The organism is Paenibacillus daejeonensis DSM 15491, from assembly GCF_000378385.1.
Taxonomy (GTDB): domain Bacteria; phylum Bacillota; class Bacilli; order Paenibacillales; family Paenibacillaceae; genus Paenibacillus_D; species Paenibacillus_D daejeonensis.
Genome location: NZ_KB899671.1, coordinates 100,963 through 120,691 on the forward strand (window position 1 = coordinate 100,963; position 19,729 = coordinate 120,691).

A 19,729-nucleotide genomic window follows, 5' to 3' on the forward strand; every position below is an offset into this window, starting at 1 on the left:
AAGCAGGCGCAAAACAAACAAACCCGCACTCCCAAAGGGGGGCGCAGGCTTGTTTGTTTTGCTTGTTTTTTTGCGGCTAGTGGGTGGCGGAACGGTGGCCTTTAGCTCGCTGGGCTGCTGTAACGCACCTTTCTTCCCCTACTGCTCGCTCCTGAGGACAATGGCCCGCTGTAACGCACCTTTCTTCCTCTATTGCTCGCTCTCGAGGACATTAGCCCGCTGTAACGCACCTTTCTTCCTCTATTGCTCGCTCCTGAGGGCAATGACCCGCTGTAGCGCACCTTTCTTGCTCTATTGCTCGCTCCCTAGGGCGATGGCCCGCTGTAGCGCACCTTTCTTCCCCTATTGCTCGCTCCTGAGGACGATGGCCTGCTGTAACGCACCTTTCTTCCGCTACTGCTCGCTCCCGGGGCCGCGCGCCTAGGGTGCGGCCCCGGGAGCATCCCTTTTTGCCACCGCGGCTCTCTTCCGGCACTTCCTACGCTTTGTGCTCGACCAGGTAGAGGCGGCTTGTTTCCTCCCACAGCTCGCCTGGCGCCAGGCCGATCAGGCCGATCTCTTCTGCCGGGAGATCCGGACCGTTCGGCGCATTGACCAGGTTCATCTGGGGCTCCGGACAGAAGAAGCCCGGCGTCGCTTTGTTATTCCAGATCATCCACTGCTTGTACGCGGTCCCCACATCATAGACTAATTTCAGCCCGGAACGGCTGTCCGTCAGTTCCATCCGGTTGCGGCCATCCTGCGGCACCGCCCGGTAGTGGTTATCCATTTCCTCAAAAAACGGCGACAGTCCGCCCTCCGCCAGCTTGCTCTCTTGTTCGCCCAGCTCCTGATAGCGTCCCGTCGGCAGCAGTCGCTCACTGAGTTCCCAACGCTCGCCAACCGTCACCTTGAACGTGCAATCCTCCGCTGAGCTCTCCGGTGCAAATGGCGCATTAATCGTCGTATGGAACGCCATCAGACACGGCATCCGCTCCTGCCCGTCATTCCGCACCTGCACCCGCTGATGCAGTCCGTCGGCATTCAGGGTGTACTGCAGCCGAATGGTAAAAGCATGCGGGAAATGTGTGTACACCTCATGCTGCTCATCAATATGAAGCGATAAGGTAACACGACTCTCCAGGCTATCTGCACTGTAGCCCTCTACCGTCCACGGCAATCCGTACACAAAGCCGTGCAGATGATTGCCGGTGGCCGCTTCATTTACCGGAAATTGATAGGTTTTGCCTTCCCAGTTGAACTTGCCGTCCTCATAACGGTTCGGTGGAAACAGTACGGGGATGCCATGGACGTAAGGCAGCGCCTTAAACGCTTCCATTTCCTCTGCAGCAGGTTCCCTTAAATAATGATGATTCCTCGCCGTATCACGAAACGCGATCAAATTGGCCCCAACACCCGGCAGGACTGCAGCTTCGTAATCCCCGGACCGCAACCAGACCGCGGGCTCCTCATGAAATGTACCTTCGTAGGCTTGATGCAATGCAGACATCTTTCCTTCCTCCTGTTCGTTCTTCTAATACTTGCTAGATGCAACTAGCCTCACTATACCACAGGTCGGACGAGCCGGGTAGCGCCCACCGCTAGGTGAAGACAGCCTTGCAGCCATGCTATAATAGGGCTACTTATGAAGGGGAGGCGAGCCGATGAAGGACAAAATCGTTATCGTCACAGGGGCCAATGCGGGGATGGGATTGGCTACGGTTACCAAGCTTGCAGCAGAGGGTGCCCACGTCATTATGGCTTGCCGGAGCCGGGAGCGGGGAGAGACAGCCTTGGCCAAGGCCAAGACGGACAGCGGGTCAGATCGAATCGAGCTGATGCTGTGCGACTTGGGATCACTGGAGAGTATCCGTGCTTTTGCCGAGGCTTACCGCGAGCGCTTCCAGACCTTGGATGTGCTCATCAACAACGCCGGCGTTGTTGCTATCAAACGCCAGACGACCAGCGACGGGTTCGAGAGCATGATTGGCATCAATCACTTGGGCCATTTCCTGCTCACTAATCTTCTGTTGGAGCCGCTGACCGCCGCGCCACAAGGACGAATCATCAATGTGTCTTCCGGCGCGCACAAGTGGGGCCGCATCCACTGGGATGACCCCAACCTGCAGAATGGCTATAACGTCGTCAAGGGCTATGGTCAATCCAAGCTCGCTAACATCCTGTTTACGCGTGAGCTGGCGGATCGCTTGAAGGGGACCAACGTCACCGCTAACAGTCTGCATCCGGGAGCGGTCAGCACACAGATCGGCATCGACCGTAAGACCGGTTTTGGCAAAAGCGTCCACGCGCTGCTGCGTCCCTTCTTCCTGACCCCCGACGAAGGCGCGCAGACAGCCATCTATCTGGCTTCCAGCCCGGAGGTTGCCCGGGTGAGCGGCAATTATTTTATCAAAAGCAAGCCTGCTACGGTAACCGACCGGGCCTCAGACAAGCAGGAGGCTGTGCGATTATGGACCTGGAGCGAACAACAAGTGGGGCTGACTTGAGCAATGAGGCACGTCTTTGGTGGTCTGTCATGCTGGTTGCCGCTGGCAAGCCCATCGATCGTTAGGTGGCTGCGGACAGTGGATAAGGCTTGGCCGCTATAGCATTCGGCTCGGATGCGCCTCGTTCAAGCCCGCTTCTCCCCCAGCTTCCGCACCTGGCTCAGCCATCGTTCACGCTGTTCCGGAGAGGAGCCGCGCACGGGCGTAAGCTCGGTGATGTGTACCGGCTTGACGCCGCAGAACCCAAGCACATTATGCTTCATGACCCGGTGGCCAGCGCGCCGATAGATGAGACGGTTGAAGATCGACGGCGTATCCAGTGTAACAATCAGACGAGCGGACCGGCCCTGCAGTAATTTATCCCACCACGGCGAGTTCTCACGATACCGGTAAGCGAAGCCGGGCAAGAACGTCCGATCGAGAAATCCTTTGAGCACAGCCGGTACATTTCCCCACCAGATCGGGTAGACAAACACCAGATGCTCAGCCCAGCGGATGGTCTCCTGTGCGGCCAGTAAATCGGGTTCCAGCTCCATCCGCTGGCGGTAGCCGAAGGCGAGGCTGGGGTTAAAGCTCATCTGGCTCAAATCAATCTGGCGCACTTCCGCGCCTCCGCTCTCCGCGCCCTCCCGATAGGCTGCCGACAATGCGGCACAATAGCTTAACTGGTCGGGATGTCCGGTAATAAGTGCAATTTTTGATTTCATCGTAACGAGATCCTCCTCTTTCACCTGAATGATATCAGCGTACTACGCGGGACCCCGCATCCGATATGACATATCGCGCACAATGATTGCACAATTGCGCAAGCAAGGAGGGATAGGCTTTGCAGGACTATGGCGTCTCGATATCCATGGTCAATCCCATGATCAAAACATTAACCCGCACAGGCTATGACATTGCGGAGTTTTGCAGCTATGCCCAGTTGGAGCCGCAGCTACTAGACGACCCGGACACCCGGATTACCGGCGCTGAGCTTGAACGGCTCACCCTGGCTGCCGCCACCTGGACCGGAGATGATCATTTCGGCTTGCATCAGGGCAAAATGATGGAATTTGTAGACCTTGGCATACTCGGTTATGTCATGATGCATTGCGGGACAATTGCTGACTCGCTGGCGGCGTATCAACGATATAACAGTATTCTGGCGAGCGAGTTTGGTCTGGAATGGGAGGTGCAGGATGGGGTGCTGGGTCTGCGGATGTTCTCGCGCGATCCCCGGGGGCTGTCCCGGCACTGTGTAGAGGATATGGCCAGCTCGCTGTATGACCTGCTCGGCAAGCTGAGCCACCGTTCTGTACCGCTGCTTGGTGTGGAGTTCACCCATGAAGCGCCCGCCGATACCGGTCCGTACTTGGAGGTCTTCGGCATCATGCCCCGCTTCAGCCAACCGCATAACCGCTTGCGGCTGGACGGCGGCGTGTTGGACTACTCTGTCCGCTACGCGGATCAACGATTGCTCGCCCTCTTCGAAGGGCTCGCCAGGCAGAGCGTCGAGGAGTTGGAGATGTCCTCGGCACTCTCCGATCGAATGCTTGCTTGGCTGCGGCGTCAGCTACCGCTGGCCTTGCCCACTTTGCAAGAGACGGCTGCCGCTTTTCATCTCAGTACACGCACGCTCCAGGAGAGACTCCGCAAGGAGGAGACCTCGTTCAACGCCTTATCCATGCAGGTTCGCAAGGAGCTGGCGATTGATTATTTGCAGCGTACGCCCTTCGCTGTGGGGGAGATCGCCTATGCCCTGCACTTTTCCGAGCCAAGCGCCTTCCAGAACGCCTTCAAGAAATGGACTGGCCTGACACCGGGCCAGTACCGCGCCACCGCCATGCAGCCATGACCATATGCTGGGCTGCCTGGTCAACATGTGTTGGTCCATGTCAAACATGGACCTCAACGCACTTTTGTTCCTCTAAAGCTCCATCGATCTGTTACCATACTGCCGCTCGACGGCAGGGGTACGAGCAAATAAAGGAACTTTGGTGCGTTACTGTCGTCCGATGGTGGGGATGCGAGCAAATAAGGGAACTTTGGTGCGCTACTGCTAGTGGACGGCGGTTGTGTGAGCAAATAAAGGAACTTTGGTGCGCTACTGCCGCTGGACGGCGGGTGTGCGAGCAAAGTTACAGCGGACGGTTGGTGACCTATTGTTGGATGGTTGCAGGCTGATGGAGACTGGTGGTGGTACCTCCCGTACGCGCTAGAGCAATCACCGCCCCATCCCCCGACCCTCCGGGCTGCCAGATCACTGTGATCTTCTCCTCTGTTTCAACGGCACGCAGGAATCTTAATTACTTCTATAAGAAGGAAGCAACTTGCGCCAATTAAGAAAGGAGACATTCCATTATGACATCCTCCGATTTCCGTCGAAAATCTGAAGGCCTCTCTCCCATCGCGCCTCCCGGGGCCCGGGATCCGGAGTATTACGAGGAAGAATCAGCATTGCTGCGGCTTAGCCGACTCCTCGCTCCGGGTGAAGCAGATGTGGCTGCCGAGGTGAACGAGGCGCTGCATTACCCCACAGTGTACAGTGAGAAGAATCCTGAACGGTTCGACAATCGCGGACTGGAAGGGAATGAGACGTTCCTGCCTTGGATTGCCCTGGTCGATGCCTTGATCCAACGGGGGCTGGCGCATGAGATCGATTGGAAGGAAGAAAGTGACGAAGTGCTGGCGGTGGTACAGCGGCTGTTGGATCGCAGACAGCTGCTCATGAACGGACGGGAGCTGCCACCGGCGGATGCGCTTGCCTCGGAGGCGACGCATGTCGTGCTGCAAGCGTGTTACGACGCCTTGGCAGCCCAGGACGTAGTGTTGGCGAGTCTAGATATCGACAGTGACAGCTACGTGCTGATCACCGTGCCGTCCGACTGGATGCAGGAGCTGACAACTTTTGCAACAGAGGCAGGGTATCGTCTCATTGTGGAGTATAACTAAACCAACAAGCTTGCGCACTCCCTACGGACTGCAAGCAGGAACTTACCTGGCAACTATCTTTCCACGCGTAGCTCCCAACGCGCAGGGTGCTGCGGCATGACGGCCGGGCACAACAAGAATAGGCAGCCGACGTAGTGGCCGGTCCTGGTGGACGGGCTCGCTTCGCGGCTGCCTGTTTTTTTATTAGTCAGTATGTGCCTAGAGCTCCTTGCTCTCTCCGGGCTCCAGAATGATGCCTTCAATACCGACGCCAGCCAAGGCCTGGGCATAGGCTTGTCCGTCCTGCTCAATGAGCGGGAACGTATTGTAATGCATCGGGATGACGCGTTTGGCTCCAACCCACTGGGCAGCCAGCAGCGCATCGTCCGGTCCCATCGTGAAGTTGTCTCCGATCGGCAGGAAGGCCAGATCAATCTGATGGAGCTCGCCCAGAAGCTTCATATCACCGAACAATGCCGTATCCCCCGCATGATAGATGGTCTTGCCCTCAATCTCCAGCAATAAGCCCGCCGGCATACCCATATAAATGATCGTCTGCTGATCCGGCAGCTCATAGCCCGATCCATGATAGGCCTGGGTCAGCTTGACGCGGCCAAAATCAAAGGTATGTCCACCGCCGATGTGCATCGGATGCACCTTGCAGCCCTGCCAGCCCATGTACACCGCCAGCTCATTAGGCGCGATAATGACGGCGTCATTGCGCTTGGCGATTGACTCCGCATCTCCGACATGATCATTATGGCCGTGTGTCAGCAGCACAGCGTCCGCCTGAATCTCACCAGCCTCACGTGCAGCGACCGGATTCCCGGTCAGGAAAGGGTCGATTATCAAGGTGTGCGTCCCGGTCTGAATCTGTACACAGCTGTGGCCAAGAAACGTAATGTTCATCTTTTAGATCTCCCTTCGCTACTCTAGTATGGTGCGCGCTTACGCTAGTAGTATACCAGAACTCCATCCGCCTCCCAAAATGTTAGCAAAGTGTACGGAAAACCAATATCTCGCTAATAGTAGACTTAAATTCTGTTGACATTTGCTGCGTATAATGAGGATATTCAAGCAAAGAGAGGATGGTAGCCTTGCCCAGGAAAGTGAACAAGACAGAACAGTATCCCTTCCAGGTCGAGCTTCACGTCACCCAAGTCCGGACTCGCGAAGGAAATGGCATCATCATCAATCGCCGAGGCGAGTGGATCCAGGTGCTGCTGCCAGGCAGAAACAAAGTAATCGAGACCAGCTTGTTCCTCGTTGACGAAGTGTCCTGAACGCCAGGCGCCATGACCCTGTCACTCTGTTACGTGCCCCTATCCATCATCCGAGAACCGCATAGAAAGCACACAGCCGACGAGCTTCCCACGGAGGGAGCCCGCCGGCTTTTTAGCGCCCAGCCCACGTATTGCGGCAGCGGTGGCGCTGTAACGGCCACAGAGGCGCTTATTTCCTCTCTTTTGCACACTCAATCCGGCTAACGGCCACAGATGCACTTATTACAACCAAAATACATGAAAATGCTCTCCCCGCACCACAATAGCTGCATATATGGCCGTTACAACTTTTAATGAGCGTTTTTGGATCAAATAGCGGCGGTGGTGGCCGTTATAGCGGAAAACCACCCATTCAGGCAGATTCGAATGTAGCCAAGGGTTGGATGCGAGGTGTGGCAAATGCTGTTCTATTGAATTAAACCCAGCCACTGCCAATACGGAATACAGATCAGGGCAATCAACAGCACCATCACACCATAGCCCAGCCCCATCCATTGGCCCTGCCGATGACTGAACGCCTTACCCTCTGTACTGTAATAAGCCATTAGATACGTAGGTGACTGGTAGGCGAAAAAGAACGGGTCCGTGGAGAGCAGGATCAGAAATACCAGCACCCAGGGATGCACACCTGCCAGCTCAGCCAGCGGAAGCAGCGCAATCACCAGCAGGATGACGGCCGGATCATCCCGGATGATAAGCGTCACCAGAAAAGACAGCCCCACCACAGCAAGCAGAAACAGCGCAGGCGAGGCAAGAAAAACCGTCATATGCTCGCCGAGAAAGCCTGTCATCGCTTCAACGATGCCGAGCTCCGAGGCCGCCGCGGCAAAGCTGAAGGCGATGCCGATGAAGATCAGGAAGGGCCAATCCACGCCGCTTTTGAGTGACGCTGTATCCAGCACGCCCGTTGTAATGAGAACGCCAAAGCCCAGCAGCATCACCCACGCATTGTCGACACCATGCAGCGGCTGCGCGATCATCAGCAGAATGCAGCCAATGACGGTCAGCGTCGTAATCCGTTCCGCACGGGTAAAAGCGCCCAGGACCGCTAACTGCTCATCCAGCATCTGCCGGGAAATCGGCTTCTCGGCCTGCACGCCGCGGAACAGCACCCGCAGGAGCAGCAAGATGCCTGCGCTGAACAGAAGAAACGCCGGCAGCGCGTAGAGAAACCAGGCGAACCACGAGATGGGATGATTGGCTCCTGCCAACCCGTAAGCCATAACGTTGGTGTAAGAACCCGTCAGTACGAACGGGGCTGTAAAGCCATAGAACACCATCGCCGCCAGACCGAGCCCAGCCGCCCCCTTGCTGCGATCCCGGAATCCCATCGATTCCGACAATGTCTTGGCGACCGGCACGCCCAGCGCAACCTTGGCCGATGAAGAAGGAATCAGCGGGTTAAGCAGCGCCCCGCCAGCCACGATGCCCCACAGCTGACCGCGATAATGCGAGGGGAACCGCTTGAGTGCATGCAGCGACAGGCGGTACAGAATACCGGAGCGCGTAATGGCGGCGCCCAGCGCCAGAATGAACACCATGTACAGCCAGGTCGGCGTGGCGAATCCGGACAATGCCGTCTCCGGTGACACGACGCCGCCCAGCACCCATAGCATCGCCATAAGCAAGGCAACCAGGTAATCGGGAATGATATTGACAATCCATAGGATAACCGCGGCAATACTGATTCCGATGAATACCATCGCTTGCTCTGACAATCCGCCCACCGGCGGTAGCCAGACAAAGAGCAGAATCACGAGTATCGCTGAGAGTACACTCGCAGCAGCCGACCAGCGAGTTCGTTGAAGCAGGCGGCCGGCCCGGTCAGCGAGACGCTCCGTACGTTGCCGCTGCACCTGCTGTTTCTTAAGCCGGTAATTCTGCTCCCCGATACCTGAATCAGCAGCACCAAGGCCCCTCTCTCCCCTGGGGCGGCCCAACGCTTCTGCCATCTGCACATACTCCAGCGCCTTGGCATGCCGTCCCAGCCGGTGACTGAGCTCCGCCGCCCACTCATAGACGCGCGCCTGCTGCTCGGAGGTCCAGCCCGGAGGCTCTAACGCAATCATCGCTTCAAGTTGATCCAGCACCGGCTCTCTTTCCTCTGCAATTCCTTGCTGCGCATAGGCATTCAGCAGCAAGCCGCTCCCTGCGAGGAGTCCCGCCGGGCAGCCATCGAGCCGCTCTAGCGATCGGGCTGGCAGTGAGGCACCTCGCTCCACCAACGCTCGCAGCATCGCCGTTGCCTCCGGCCATGCTTGCAGCTCCAGCCAGCAGAGCATGGCCTCGTCCGGATGACCCGCGGCTGCCAGCCTGCCGGCTTCTTCGGCCAGCAGCTCACGACGCCGGGCAGCCGGTTGCTCGGACAGGAACAGCTCGCCCAACATGCGTCGCAGCGCCGGGTCCAGCATCAGCCAGCCCGGTCGATCCACAGGTTGCTGCAAATAACGGCCGAGCAGGGCCAACTCGTCCGCCCCGCCTCCCTCTTGGCCGCTGGACAGTTCAGCTGTAGCCTGCTTCGCGGCGCCTGTGCCATGACCAATCTGCGCCTGATCTCCAGCTTGATCTCCTGCTGCGTCCTCTCCCGCGCCCGCATCCAGCAGACGCAACGGCAGCGAGGCTTCAATCACCGGAAACACGGACAGCTTCAGGAGCAACTCCCGTATAGCCGGGGACTGCTCCTGAAGCTCCTGTCTTGCCCGCTGCGCCTGCTCTTCCTTGGAGGCTTGCAGCTGCATATTGGATTGATTAAGCCGTGCCGAGAGCTGCTTTAGGAAGTAAGCCGAGATGGACGGCTGCTCCAGAATCAGCTCGTCGAAGGTGGGCCTATCCATCCGGTACAACACGGCGTCCGTCCCGATGACAGCTGTGGCGGAACGCTGCTCGCCCGTGAGCAGCGCCATCTCGCCAAGCGAGTCACCTGCCAGCAGACGCGCCAGCGGACGCTGCTCTCCGCTAGCGGCGTGGGCCAACAGGTCGATGGTCCCTTCCTGCAGGATGTACATATCCTCGCCGACATCCCCTTGGGCGAACAATAGCGTCCCCGCAGGACGTGTGATTTTCTCCAGCCTGCCCAGCACCCGGGCCAGCTCTATATTCGATAGCCCTTCGAACATTTTGACTCGACTTGCATTCACTTGCGCAACCAACTTTCCATGGATGGTATCCGTGTCCAAAACGGACTATATTCCAAAATTGTACAACGATCCATGGGTGCAGGCAATGCCGGATTTAGCGGGCCCCTGCGGTCTCTGGCTCTCTGGCATGGACAAGCCCGTAATAGAAGCCGCGCTGCCCCAGCAGCTCACGGTGCGAGCCCTGTTCAATAATCCGTCCTTGCTCCAGAACAATAATTTGGTCCGCCTGACGGATGGTGTTGAGCCGGTGCGCAATGACGATGCTGGTCCGTCCCTGCATCAGCCGGTACAGGGCTTCCTGAATCTTGATCTCCGTCACGGTATCGATGCTGCTCGTCGCTTCATCCAGGATCAGAATCGAGGGGTCCGCCAACACTGCCCGAGCAATCGAGAGCAGCTGCCGCTGACCCTGACTGATACTGCCGCCCTCCGGGTCCAACACCGTGTCGTAGCCCTGCGGCAGCTTGGTGATAAATGTATGCGCATTGGCCATGCGCGCCGCCGCTTCGACCTCTTCGTCCAGAGCATCCAGACGGCCATAGCGGATATTGTCCCGAATCGTACCGGCGAACAGAAACGTATCCTGGAGCACATAGCCGATATGACTGCGCAGACTGGCCCGCTTCACATCGCCGATCTCCCGTCCGTCGATGGCAATCGTACCGCTATCGGGGTCATAAAACCGTGAGAGCAGCTGGATAACCGTGGTCTTGCCTGCGCCGGTCGGCCCGACAAAAGCGACGGTCTCGCCAGGCGCTGCCCGGAAGCTGACATCACTCAGAATCGGATGTCCCTCTTCATAGCTGAAGGTCACACGGTCGAATATAATCTCTCCCTGTACCCCGGCCAGCTCCCCGGCTTCCCGTTCATCCTCTTCCTCCGCTCCTTCGTCGATAATTTCAAACACCCGCTCTGCACCTGCAATGGCAGAGAGAAAGGTATTGAACTGGTTCGCCAGGTCATTGAGCGGTCTGGTAAACTGACGGGCATATTCGGTGAAGGTGACGATCACCCCGATCGAGATCATGCTCTGGATGACCATGATGCCACCCGCTCCGGCAATGACGGCAAAGCTGACATTGTTGAGCATGTTCATCAGCTTCGGAATAAACCCTGTATAAGTCTGCGCCCAGTACCCGGAGACACGAAGCCGGGCATTGCGCTCCTCGAAGCCCGCAATTACCTTCTGCTCCTGAGACAGCGTCGTTACAACACGCTGGCCCGACAGGGTCTCTTCCACAAAACCGTTCAGCTCGCCAAGGTTGCGCTGCTGCTCCTTGAAGTACCGGTTGGTACGCGCGGTAATCCACTTCATCCCAATGTACATCAGCGGCACGACAGACAGTGTAATCAGGGTGAGCAGCGGACTTAGGTACAGCATCAGACCCAGCATGCCGACGAAGGTCAGCAGACTGGAGGTCAGCTGGATGAAGGAGGTATTCAGCGTCTGGCTGACATTCTCGATATCATTGGTCAATCGACTCATCAGTTCCCCGTGCTGGCGGCGCGAGAAGAACGACACAGGCAACCGATGCAGCTGGCCGAACAAATCCTCCCGCATCCGGTACACGGATTGCTGGGCAACACCAATCATCCAATAGTTCTGCAACCAAATGGTCAGGGAGTACAGCGCATAGCTTCCGCCCAGCAAGATCAACAGCCAGGTGAGGCTGCCCTCCACGCCGGTCAACACCAGGCGGTCGATGGCTAGACCCAGCAAGAACGGTGCAAGCAGACCAAACAGCGAGCTAACCAGCACCATTAGCAGAATCGTCCACAACAGCCGCTTATGCGAGGCGAGGTAGACCCAGATGCGATGCAGCGTTCGCTTCCAATCCTTTACTTTTGGGGGATTCCCCTTGTCTGGTGTCACGTCGCCACCTCCTGATCGGCTTGAGATTCCACAATCTGCCGGTAGAGCGGCGTTGTACGCAGCAGCTCCTCGTGCGATCCTTGTGCCAGCAGGCGACCGTCCTCCAACAGCAGAATCGTGTCGGCCTCCATTGCTGTGGAGATCTTCTGGGTAATGAGCAATGTCGTGCAGGGATAGCCGCCCAGCGCATCCATCAGCCGCGCCTCGGTTCGGGCATCCAATGCGCTGGTGCTGTCGTCCAGCATCAGCAGCCGGGGTCGCCGGATGAGGGCCCGGGCAATGGAGAGCCGCTGCTTCTGGCCGCCGGAGAGATTGACGCCTTTCTGCCCCAGCATCGTCTCGTAACCATTCGGCAGCCGCCGGATCGTCTCATCAATCTGGGCATCCGACGCCGCTTGGCGGATCTCCTCTACTGCGGCTTCTTCCTTGCCCCATCGCAGATTCTGCTCGACCGATCCGGTGAATAGCAGCGCCTCTTGCGGCACGTACCCGATTCCCCTCCGCAGCTGCTCCAGCGTATAGGTACGGATGTCCTTGCCGTCAATGCGGATCACCCCCTGATCGGTATCGTACAGACGGGGGATCAGCTGGAAGAGCGACGATTTGCCAGAGCCGGTCGCGCCGAGAATGGCTGCGGTCTGTCCCGCGCGTACCGAGAAGGTGAGCTCCTGCAGCACGGGAGTTTGGGTCCCGGGATACTTGAAGGATACGCCCTCAAAAGACAACTCACCCCGTACGATCTTGCGGGCGGGATCCGCCTGCGGACTGTCTGTAATATCCGGTTCGGATACCAAGATCTCCTCAACCCGGCTGCTGGACGCACGGGCCCGCGACAAGCCGGTAAGAATGAAGGAAATGACATGGAAGGCGCCGGTAATTCGGGTCGCGTAGTTGACGATCGCTACAACCTGGCCGACATCGACACCACTGTTTCGCACGGCATCCTGACCCAGCCACAGCACGAGCAGAATGCTCAGATTCATCACCAACAGCATGAGCGGCAAGGTCATCTCAATTGTACGCAGCGCGCGGACAGTACGGTCCTTCAGCTCGGTATTGGCCTGGCCAAACCGGGTGATCTCATAGCCTTTTCTGACAAATGCCCGAATCAGACGCATCCCGCCGAGATTCTCACGCAGCACGCCGTTGGTCTGGTCCAGACGCTCCTGTACGCTCTGAAACATCCGGAACGCACGATTCATAATCCAGACCAGGAGCACGAACAGCAGCGGTGTCACGACGAGCAGAATTAGCGCCAGCTGGAAATTAACCATCAGCGAGAGCGCCAGTCCGCCGATCATCATCAGCGGCGCCCGCGGCATAATCCGCAGACCCATGAACACCAGATTCTGCAGCTGGGTCACATCGCTCGTTAGCCGCGTTATGAGCGTCGCTGTAGAGAAGCGGCTGAAGCCCGCAAAGGACAAGGTCTGAATCGTCGCGAACATCCGCTTTCGAATATCGTAGCCAAACCCTTGGCTGACATGCGCGGCCAGATAGGAATTGATAATGCCCGCTGCAAATCCCGCCAGAGCCACACCGACCATCCAGCCTCCCAGCCGGATCACGGCTCCCGTGTCGTTCTGGAGGATGCCTTCATCAATGACCTGTGCCAGCAAGAGAGGGTGCCAGAGCTCGACCACGAGCTCGACCAGCATCAACAGCAAGGCGGCAATTATAATCCAAGTATACGGTTTCAAAAATGCTCCGGTTTTGCGCATGCTTAAGCCTCCATCCACACCACCGGCCTTGCTCCCGGCAGTAGTCCTTCCATTATGTAGTCATCTCCTGGGCATAAATAGGCAAGACGTCTGTACACAACAGACGTCTTGCCTATTATACAGGATTTGGGTGATTCCCGTCATCTGTCACCAGAGTTATCGGGTCAAACGAATCGTATTGTCGATTTCGCTGAACATGACATCCCAGCCAAACAGCTCGGCAATAAATCGTACGGGCACGAGCGTGCGGCCGTCCTGCACAATAACCGGCGTCGCAAAGTGGCGCTGAATCGAGTTAAGCTCCATAAACGTCCGTCCTGTCCAGAAGCGGGCCACATCTGCTCCTGCCGTTACCGTTGTCGCCCGCTGCTGCTGATCCCAACCCACCTCTGCCCCAATGGCTTCGGCTAAATAACGCAGCGGAATGTATGTCGTCCCGTCCTTGATTAGCGGAGCAACAGCCATCGTGACCGTCTCGCCATCAATGTCAATTATATCACTGCCCAGCGCCATCGTGATGGTCATTGTCGGCTGCGGCTCCAGCTCGTTCCCCTGCTCTGTGCCTGGCTCTGTACTTGGATCTGTACGTGTCCCGTTCTCCACGCCCTGCTCGTTCAGAGCGCCCTCGTCCTGAACCCTCTGCGCGATAAACCCGGCGTACAGTACCTCGCGATCCGCCAGCCCAACCAGTGCAGCATCCTCCGGCACATAGGCAGATGCCGCCAAGGGCATGACCATACTCAGACAGAGCGCCAGCGCGGCTGTCTTTGTCTTCCATCCTCTCAATCCCATCCATCCCTTCCTCTGTTATATTATGTATGCTCCTTTAATATAATTAACGAAAGTAAGAGACATTGAATCGCTACCGGTTGGGCTTTTGCAAAATAAGTAGAAACAGAGGGGCGATCTGGATATAATGGAGGTAATCGAAATGCATTCTAGGAGGACCCGTAGTCATGGAACGCTACCCTAATGATAATGAACAACATCGGGAGTATCATGATCCTTATGCCCAGCAGCAGCATTCCAATCCCTATCCACCCTACCCGCCTTATCCACCACACCTGCCGGCCAAGACGAATAGCAAAGCCATCGTCGCGCTGGTGCTGGGTATTCTATCCATAGTTATTCCGTATATCGGTCTCTTATTCGGTATTGTGGCGATCGTCTTTGCCTCCATGTCCTTCAAGGAAATCCGGCTCCGCCAGGAGCAAGGACGCGGGATGGCCGTCGCAGGCATGGTATGCGGCATTATCGGCACAGCCATCTATGGCATCATTCTGCTCATCGTGGTCATTGCCATTATTGCTTTTTCCGGCAACGCCTCGGACATCGTCTACTATTAAACTAGTTAGGCAAGGCCAAATACTTCACAAACTCCAATCCGCACGGCGGCACGCCCGCTCTGCGGATTATTTTGTGTCGGTTTAGCGCACCTTTCTTCCTCTATTCGCCCGTATTCCCGCCACGCGACCTCTGTAGCACACCTTTCTTCCTCTATTCGCCTGCATTCCCGTCACGCGCCACCTGTAGCACACCTTTCTTCCTCTATTCGCCCGCATTCCCGTCACGCGCCACCTGTAACACACCTTTCTTCCTCTATTCGCCTGCATTCCCGTCACGCGCCACCTGTAGTACACCTTTCTTCCCTTATTCGCCCGCATTCCCGTCAAGCGCCACCTGTAACACACCTTTCTTCCTCTATTCGCCCGCATTCCCGCCACGCGACCTCTGTAGCGCACCTTTCTTCCTCTATAGCAAAGCAAAAACCCCTCGCTAAGGGGTTTTTGCTTTGCTACGGGCTCTGGCACTTACTGCATGGCTTACAGTGATTTCATCAGCAGGTTATACAAAATGACTGCTGCTTGCGCACGTGTGGCTGTTCCCTTCGGATTAAAGGTGTTGTTGCCGACACCGTTAATGATATCCGCCAAGTGCAAGGCAGCTACTGCTTCCCGCGCATACGCGCCGATGGCTTGCTCATCGCGGAAGGCGCTGGCAGCATTGACCTCATGGAGCTCTATGCCTGTCACCTGAACCGCACGATACACCATCGCTGCCATCTCATCACGCGTAATCGGTGTATGGATGCCGAACGAGCCGTCCGGCAGACCCGTGACGATCCCGAGCTGTTGCGCGGAAGCTACTGCACTGGAATACCAGACATTCGGCTTGGCGTCGGTGAAGGTACTGACTGCTCCTGGTTGTTCCAGATCCAGCGTGTGGATGAGCATCTGGATGAACTGGGCTCTTGTCACCTGCTGGTTCGGACCAAAGACGTTCTCGCTGAACCCCTGAATGATTTCCCGCGCCGCCAAGGCGCCGATGCTCTCGTTGGCCCAGGCAATCGAACGCGCATCATTGAAGTGAATCGGGTTGGCGAACGCCGTGAATTTGCTGAAATGCTTGGCGTTGAATTCTACTCTGCCTGTGTCACTGTTGTAACGGCCATTCTTGACGACTTCCAACGCGCCAGCCTCCGTCACGTGATAGATGACGATCTGCGACGGCACGTCGCCGGAGCGCGGCGTGAACGGCAGGGACACCTTTACAGGATGTTGGCTGAAATCGCTCAACTGACGTCCGTCCACTTGGAGTGTGAAGTCATAGACCGCATGCGATCCAACCCGGTTGCGAACGTTGGCTGGCAGCGTGTTGCGATCTACCTCTGCTACTGTCAGCTCGATTGCGGCTCCCTCTGCGATGCCGTTAAACAAGGCGATCGGTAGTTGAACCGAAGCCAGTCCCGATGTAATCTCGATGCTGTGCGCGCCAGCCGTTCTGGCTGTACGGATCTGATCTGAAGTTAATGCAACAGTTACAGATCTGGCAGATCCTGAAGCTGTCACATCCAACCTCAGGACCCCGTTTCTCATACCGGATATGGCCGTTGCGACTTGCTCGTCACTCACCGTGACGGTCACACTGCCCTCAGACCCCGGCTGTTCCGGTTCTTCTGGTTGTTCTGGCTGAGGTACTGGCACATACGGCCAGTTCGGTGGATTCGGCTGCGAACCTTCCCGCTTCAAGGTCAGCACGCCAAATACGGAAGGATCTTGCCAGCCTTGGCCGGTCGTGTCATTCCAGATCGCAACGCTTCGGCGCGATCCGTTCTCCCCGTCGTTGATCTGCACATCGAAACCAATCTGCATATCCGCAGCCTGATTGATTTCAGTGAGCGGAATCGAGAGCTCGACGATGTAGTTCGAGCCTGTAACTTTCGTCTGGGATACGACACCTTCACCGACACCGGCCGGGTTAAATGACGTTTCATTGTCAAAATTCACACGGTACTGACCGACCCCGGTTTCATAAGTCGGGGATTTTGCATTTTTTTGATCCAGGAACACTTCCACGGAATCTTGCTCATGTGCGTTTGCGCTGGATTTATCGAGCGTTGCATTATTGGTTACCTCTACCAGCACATACAGATTGTCATTATCCCACAGCACTCTGGCATTTCCTCTGGCGCCGTTGTGCGCGGTCTGATACTGGTTAATCGGCAAGATGGTCGCTTTCTCCCATACGCCATCGATCGTTCCGTCAATGACAGGCGTGCCGTAGAAAGCTGTTGATTGCCTCGCCTCGACCTCTACCGGAGCATGCTCTTCTAAGTAAGCCTCAGGATCAGCTACGGCGTAGTATACCTCTTTGGCTTGCAGTCTGCTGTCAAACACCAATGGATTGTTCTCTGCCCGCCAGCTGACATTGTCAGTCAGCCCCCAGAAGGTGACACGGGCGATATGCTCGGCATTATCCTTGTAGAGCTTGAACAGTTGTGCATACAGATAAGCTTGTGCTTTCGCTTCCTGCTCGGTCAACTGCCGGTTACTGCCTGCTGTAATATCCAGTTCGGTAATACTGACCTCCACGCCGAGGGCAATGAAGCGCTCCAGGGACATCTTCACTCGTTCCGGACTGGTGCCAAGATTGTAATGCGCTTGCATGCCAACACCATCGATGAGCAATTTCCCAGTTTCTTCAACGTACCGCTCATTCAATTCTTTCACCATGCTGGCGATGGCAGTCGCTTTGTTCTGATTGTCATCGTTATAGTCATTGTAGTACAGCTTGATATCTTCGTTCAGCTCAAAATGGGCAATCGCTTCCTTGGTGTAGCGGAAGGCCCAATAGATGTAATCGTCGCCGATTGCCTGTTGCCAAGGCGCATCCGTAGTACGCAGCGCGCCTCTCCAGTTCTCTGGGTTGGAAGGATTGTCCCGCACTGCTTCATTGACAACATCCCAGGAGATGACCTTGTCTCCAAATGCTTCTACGACTTGGTAGATATGATTTCGCATACTTTCGAGGGCTTCATCACGCGTCCCCTCGGCAAGCCATGTTGGACTTTGCGAATGCCAGATCAGCACATGACCATGGATAGCCATACCTGCTTCCAGCGCTTTGTCAGCCAAGGCCACGCCTGCAGATGGATCGAATTGTCGGCTGGAATTGTACATGGCATCTGGCTTCATGGCATTCTCAGCCGTGAAGGCATTGTGATGATGCTGCAGCAATTGCAGATTCGTGCCGTCCAGCGTCAGCGTTCCCCCGGCATTGCCGATCAAGAAGTCATCTTTATAGATTTCTTTCAATGGGGTCAAGTTCGTCTGTACAGGCAGTGGCCCCGCAACTGCTCCCATATGCCGCAGCCTGAAATCGTCGACATAAAAGGTGCGCGGCTCGCCATAACTGTTGGCCACCTCGATATAGGCGTTCAGAACGGTTGCGTTATTTGTCTGGGTATACGTCCCCTTGAGCTCAACCCATCCGTCCGCGGTAACCGTCGCGTTCTGGGATACATTGGCATAGGTTCCGCTGTTCTCCACACTGATGCGCAGCACAGTCGGCGATTGGCCTTCGGCCATCTTCACCCATGCAGACAATTCATATTGATGGTTCCGGTGCATCTTGCCCAGGACATCGACGAGCGCACCATTGTATTGTACTGGAGCGGTCATCAGCAAGCTCTGCGAACCACCCGGTGTATGATTGTCAGCGGTTGATAGGCTGACGCTGCCCTCACCGCCGCGGGCTTCCCAGTCGCCAAGGCCGTCTTCAAAGTCAAAGAAAAGACCTGTCTGGTCCAGATCGCCCGGCTCTTCTTCAGGTTCCGTTTCCGGATGTTGGACGATCCTGACCTCATCAATGTAGATATCTGCTGCGGAGCCGACTTCACCGTCAGCTTCTACCCAGATCCGGAATTCGCCCGTGTTGCTGGATACCTGGAAGTCCTTCCGTTCAAAAAGTGTCCATCCCTCAGCATTCACTGGTTGGTTGCCGATCACCCAAGGGTAAGTATCTCCATTGTTAACAACTTGTTTGGAAGCGATACGGAGCGTGTCCGTCCCCTCCCCCATTCGGATCTTCAACGAAATGTCGTAGGTGTGATCGGATTTCAACACATTCGTCAAATCAAGGCTAGGACTTGCGCTCCGATCAGCCCGGGACCCGAACTGCAAGGCATGCGTCCCATGGGAGGCTGGACCTTCAACAACGGTTGCCACACCTTGAGATCCCCACGGACGATTGCCCCATCCGCCAAGATTATTGTCCTCAAAGCTCTGGAACAGAATTTCCGTTGGCTCGGGATTCGTGCTCGTCTGCGTGCCTGTCACACGAATGTCGCCAATGTAGAAAGGCACGCTAGCCCCTGCGGCATTGGACTGAACGCGCAGTGTCGTCTGCGTGCCATCAACCGTGAACTGTCCATTCAGGGTAATGGCGCTACCCGCTGCATAGGGTTGGTTGGCCACCAATGGATAACTTCCCGACGGCATTTGCAGATAGGCTTCCGCGCCGGCAGGAATCGTCACACCCTCGTCCACATAGATGGATATCGCTACGTTATAGGTTTGGCCGTTTTGCAGACCCATCGATGCGAAAGTGAAATCAACCGCATCCCAGTTATTAGTTCGATTAGTAACATGCAACGCGCCACCGTCTTCGTTGCCATCAAACTGTTTGCCTGTAACATGCGTCAAACTTGCGTCGCCCGATTGCAAGGCAATACCGTTGCCAGCCTGAAAGGATTCATGATAGACCGTGATTTCGTTGGCGCTCACTGAGACCGCTTGCAAAGGTACAAGCGTCACAAGCATGGCCAAGACCAGTAAGCAGATGGACATTTTCCTCATATCTTACCCCTCTTCCAATTTGTATTGTTGATTTACATTGTTGAAGGACTCTGTGTATAATTCCATGATGCGCCTTCCTTCCAGCAAAGTAATCGCTTTCATACTCTATTATAACAAGGCATTTTTTTTGCTGAACCCGAGATAGTAAAGCATATACTTTGAAATGTATAGAAACTGGA

General features: G+C 56.2%; 14 protein-coding genes. 6 read left to right on the forward strand and 8 right to left on the reverse strand.

The genetic code is table 11. The features are described 5' to 3' along the window. Positions 1 to 49 precede the first annotated feature (49 nt). On the forward strand, positions 50 to 424 hold the full coding sequence (locus F556_RS38080) for a hypothetical protein (RefSeq protein WP_157272958.1): 375 nt from the start codon (positions 50 to 52) through the stop codon (positions 422 to 424). Positions 425 to 478: 54 nt separating this feature from the next. On the opposite strand, the gene F556_RS0126065 is transcribed toward F556_RS38080, so the two are convergent. Beyond that, positions 479 to 1,489 carry an aldose 1-epimerase gene (locus F556_RS0126065; protein ID WP_020619950.1) on the reverse strand — a complete coding sequence of 337 codons (1,011 nt, stop codon included), beginning with the start codon at positions 1,487 to 1,489 and terminating at the stop codon, positions 479 to 481. A 154-nt stretch (positions 1,490 to 1,643) separates the two neighbouring features. Here F556_RS0126065 and F556_RS0126070 point away from each other — a divergent pair, with 154 nt between their 5' ends. Continuing rightward, complete coding sequence (locus F556_RS0126070) at positions 1,644 to 2,486, forward strand: SDR family oxidoreductase (protein WP_020619951.1); 843 nt, start codon at positions 1,644 to 1,646, stop codon at positions 2,484 to 2,486. Between the two features lie 125 nt (positions 2,487 to 2,611). Here the strand turns inward: F556_RS0126070 and F556_RS0126075 are convergent, their stop codons facing one another. Further along, positions 2,612 to 3,193 carry an NAD(P)H-dependent oxidoreductase gene (locus F556_RS0126075; protein ID WP_020619952.1) on the reverse strand — a complete coding sequence of 194 codons (582 nt, stop codon included), beginning with the start codon at positions 3,191 to 3,193 and terminating at the stop codon, positions 2,612 to 2,614. A 119-nt stretch (positions 3,194 to 3,312) separates the two neighbouring features. On the opposite strand from F556_RS0126075, the gene F556_RS0126080 reads away from it, so the two are divergent. Further along, positions 3,313 to 4,323, forward strand: coding sequence for an AraC family transcriptional regulator (locus F556_RS0126080; protein ID WP_020619953.1), 1,011 nt, complete (start codon positions 3,313 to 3,315; stop codon positions 4,321 to 4,323). Between the two features lie 506 nt (positions 4,324 to 4,829). Beyond that, complete coding sequence (locus tag F556_RS0126085; RefSeq protein ID WP_020619954.1) at positions 4,830 to 5,420, forward strand: DUF6630 family protein; 591 nt, start codon at positions 4,830 to 4,832, stop codon at positions 5,418 to 5,420. Between the two features lie 198 nt (positions 5,421 to 5,618). Here F556_RS0126085 and F556_RS0126090 read toward each other — a convergent pair whose 3' ends face one another. Next, positions 5,619 to 6,308, reverse strand: a complete 690-nt coding sequence (locus F556_RS0126090; protein WP_020619955.1) for a metal-dependent hydrolase — start codon at positions 6,306 to 6,308, stop codon at positions 5,619 to 5,621. Between the two features lie 200 nt (positions 6,309 to 6,508). Here F556_RS0126090 and F556_RS0126095 point away from each other — a divergent pair, with 200 nt between their 5' ends. Beyond that, complete coding sequence (locus tag F556_RS0126095; protein ID WP_157272959.1) at positions 6,509 to 6,682, forward strand: hypothetical protein; 174 nt, start codon at positions 6,509 to 6,511, stop codon at positions 6,680 to 6,682. Positions 6,683 to 7,089: 407 nt separating this feature from the next. On the opposite strand, the gene F556_RS0126100 is transcribed toward F556_RS0126095, so the two are convergent. From F556_RS0126100 to F556_RS0126115, 4 genes are all read right to left on the reverse strand, one after another. Next, complete coding sequence (locus tag F556_RS0126100) at positions 7,090 to 9,819, reverse strand: SLC13 family permease (protein WP_169447647.1); 2,730 nt, start codon at positions 9,817 to 9,819, stop codon at positions 7,090 to 7,092. 94 nt (positions 9,820 to 9,913) lie between these two features. Continuing rightward, a complete protein-coding gene (locus F556_RS0126105) occupies positions 9,914 to 11,692 on the reverse strand; it encodes an ABC transporter ATP-binding protein (protein ID WP_020619958.1) in 1,779 nt (592 codons plus the stop codon). Beyond that, positions 11,689 to 13,413, reverse strand: coding sequence for an ABC transporter ATP-binding protein (locus F556_RS0126110; protein ID WP_020619959.1), 1,725 nt, complete (start codon positions 13,411 to 13,413; stop codon positions 11,689 to 11,691). The genes F556_RS0126105 and F556_RS0126110 overlap by 4 nt, the downstream gene beginning before the upstream one ends. Positions 13,414 to 13,569: 156 nt before the next feature. Further along, a complete protein-coding gene (locus tag F556_RS0126115; protein ID WP_020619960.1) occupies positions 13,570 to 14,205 on the reverse strand; it encodes a copper amine oxidase N-terminal domain-containing protein in 636 nt (211 codons plus the stop codon). A 164-nt stretch (positions 14,206 to 14,369) separates the two neighbouring features. On the opposite strand from F556_RS0126115, the gene F556_RS35290 reads away from it, so the two are divergent. Further along, positions 14,370 to 14,759 carry a DUF4190 domain-containing protein gene (locus tag F556_RS35290; protein WP_020619961.1) on the forward strand — a complete coding sequence of 130 codons (390 nt, stop codon included), beginning with the start codon at positions 14,370 to 14,372 and terminating at the stop codon, positions 14,757 to 14,759. 477 nt (positions 14,760 to 15,236) lie between these two features. On the opposite strand, the gene F556_RS0126125 is transcribed toward F556_RS35290, so the two are convergent. Next, positions 15,237 to 19,550 carry a glycoside hydrolase family 10 protein gene (locus tag F556_RS0126125; RefSeq protein WP_020619962.1) on the reverse strand — a complete coding sequence of 1,438 codons (4,314 nt, stop codon included), beginning with the start codon at positions 19,548 to 19,550 and terminating at the stop codon, positions 15,237 to 15,239. Positions 19,551 to 19,729 lie beyond the last annotated feature (179 nt).

Excerpts from the sequence above, each read along its gene's own strand:
- F556_RS0126075 (WP_020619952.1), bottom strand. The coding sequence starts at position 3,193 with ATGAAATCAAAAATTGCACTTATTACCGGACATCCCGACCAGTTAAGC.
- F556_RS0126085 (WP_020619954.1), top strand. The coding sequence starts at position 4,830 with ATGACATCCTCCGATTTCCGTCGAAAATCTGAAGGCCTCTCTCCCATC.
- F556_RS0126070 (WP_020619951.1), top strand. The coding sequence starts at position 1,644 with ATGAAGGACAAAATCGTTATCGTCACAGGGGCCAATGCGGGGATGGGA.
- F556_RS0126125 (WP_020619962.1), bottom strand. The coding sequence starts at position 19,550 with ATGAGGAAAATGTCCATCTGCTTACTGGTCTTGGCCATGCTTGTGACG.
- F556_RS0126090 (WP_020619955.1), bottom strand. The coding sequence starts at position 6,308 with ATGAACATTACGTTTCTTGGCCACAGCTGTGTACAGATTCAGACCGGG.
- F556_RS0126115 (WP_020619960.1), bottom strand. The coding sequence starts at position 14,205 with ATGGGATTGAGAGGATGGAAGACAAAGACAGCCGCGCTGGCGCTCTGT.
- F556_RS35290 (WP_020619961.1), top strand. The coding sequence starts at position 14,370 with ATGGAACGCTACCCTAATGATAATGAACAACATCGGGAGTATCATGAT.
- F556_RS0126065 (WP_020619950.1), bottom strand. The coding sequence starts at position 1,489 with ATGTCTGCATTGCATCAAGCCTACGAAGGTACATTTCATGAGGAGCCC.
- F556_RS0126110 (WP_020619959.1), bottom strand. The coding sequence starts at position 13,413 with ATGCGCAAAACCGGAGCATTTTTGAAACCGTATACTTGGATTATAATT.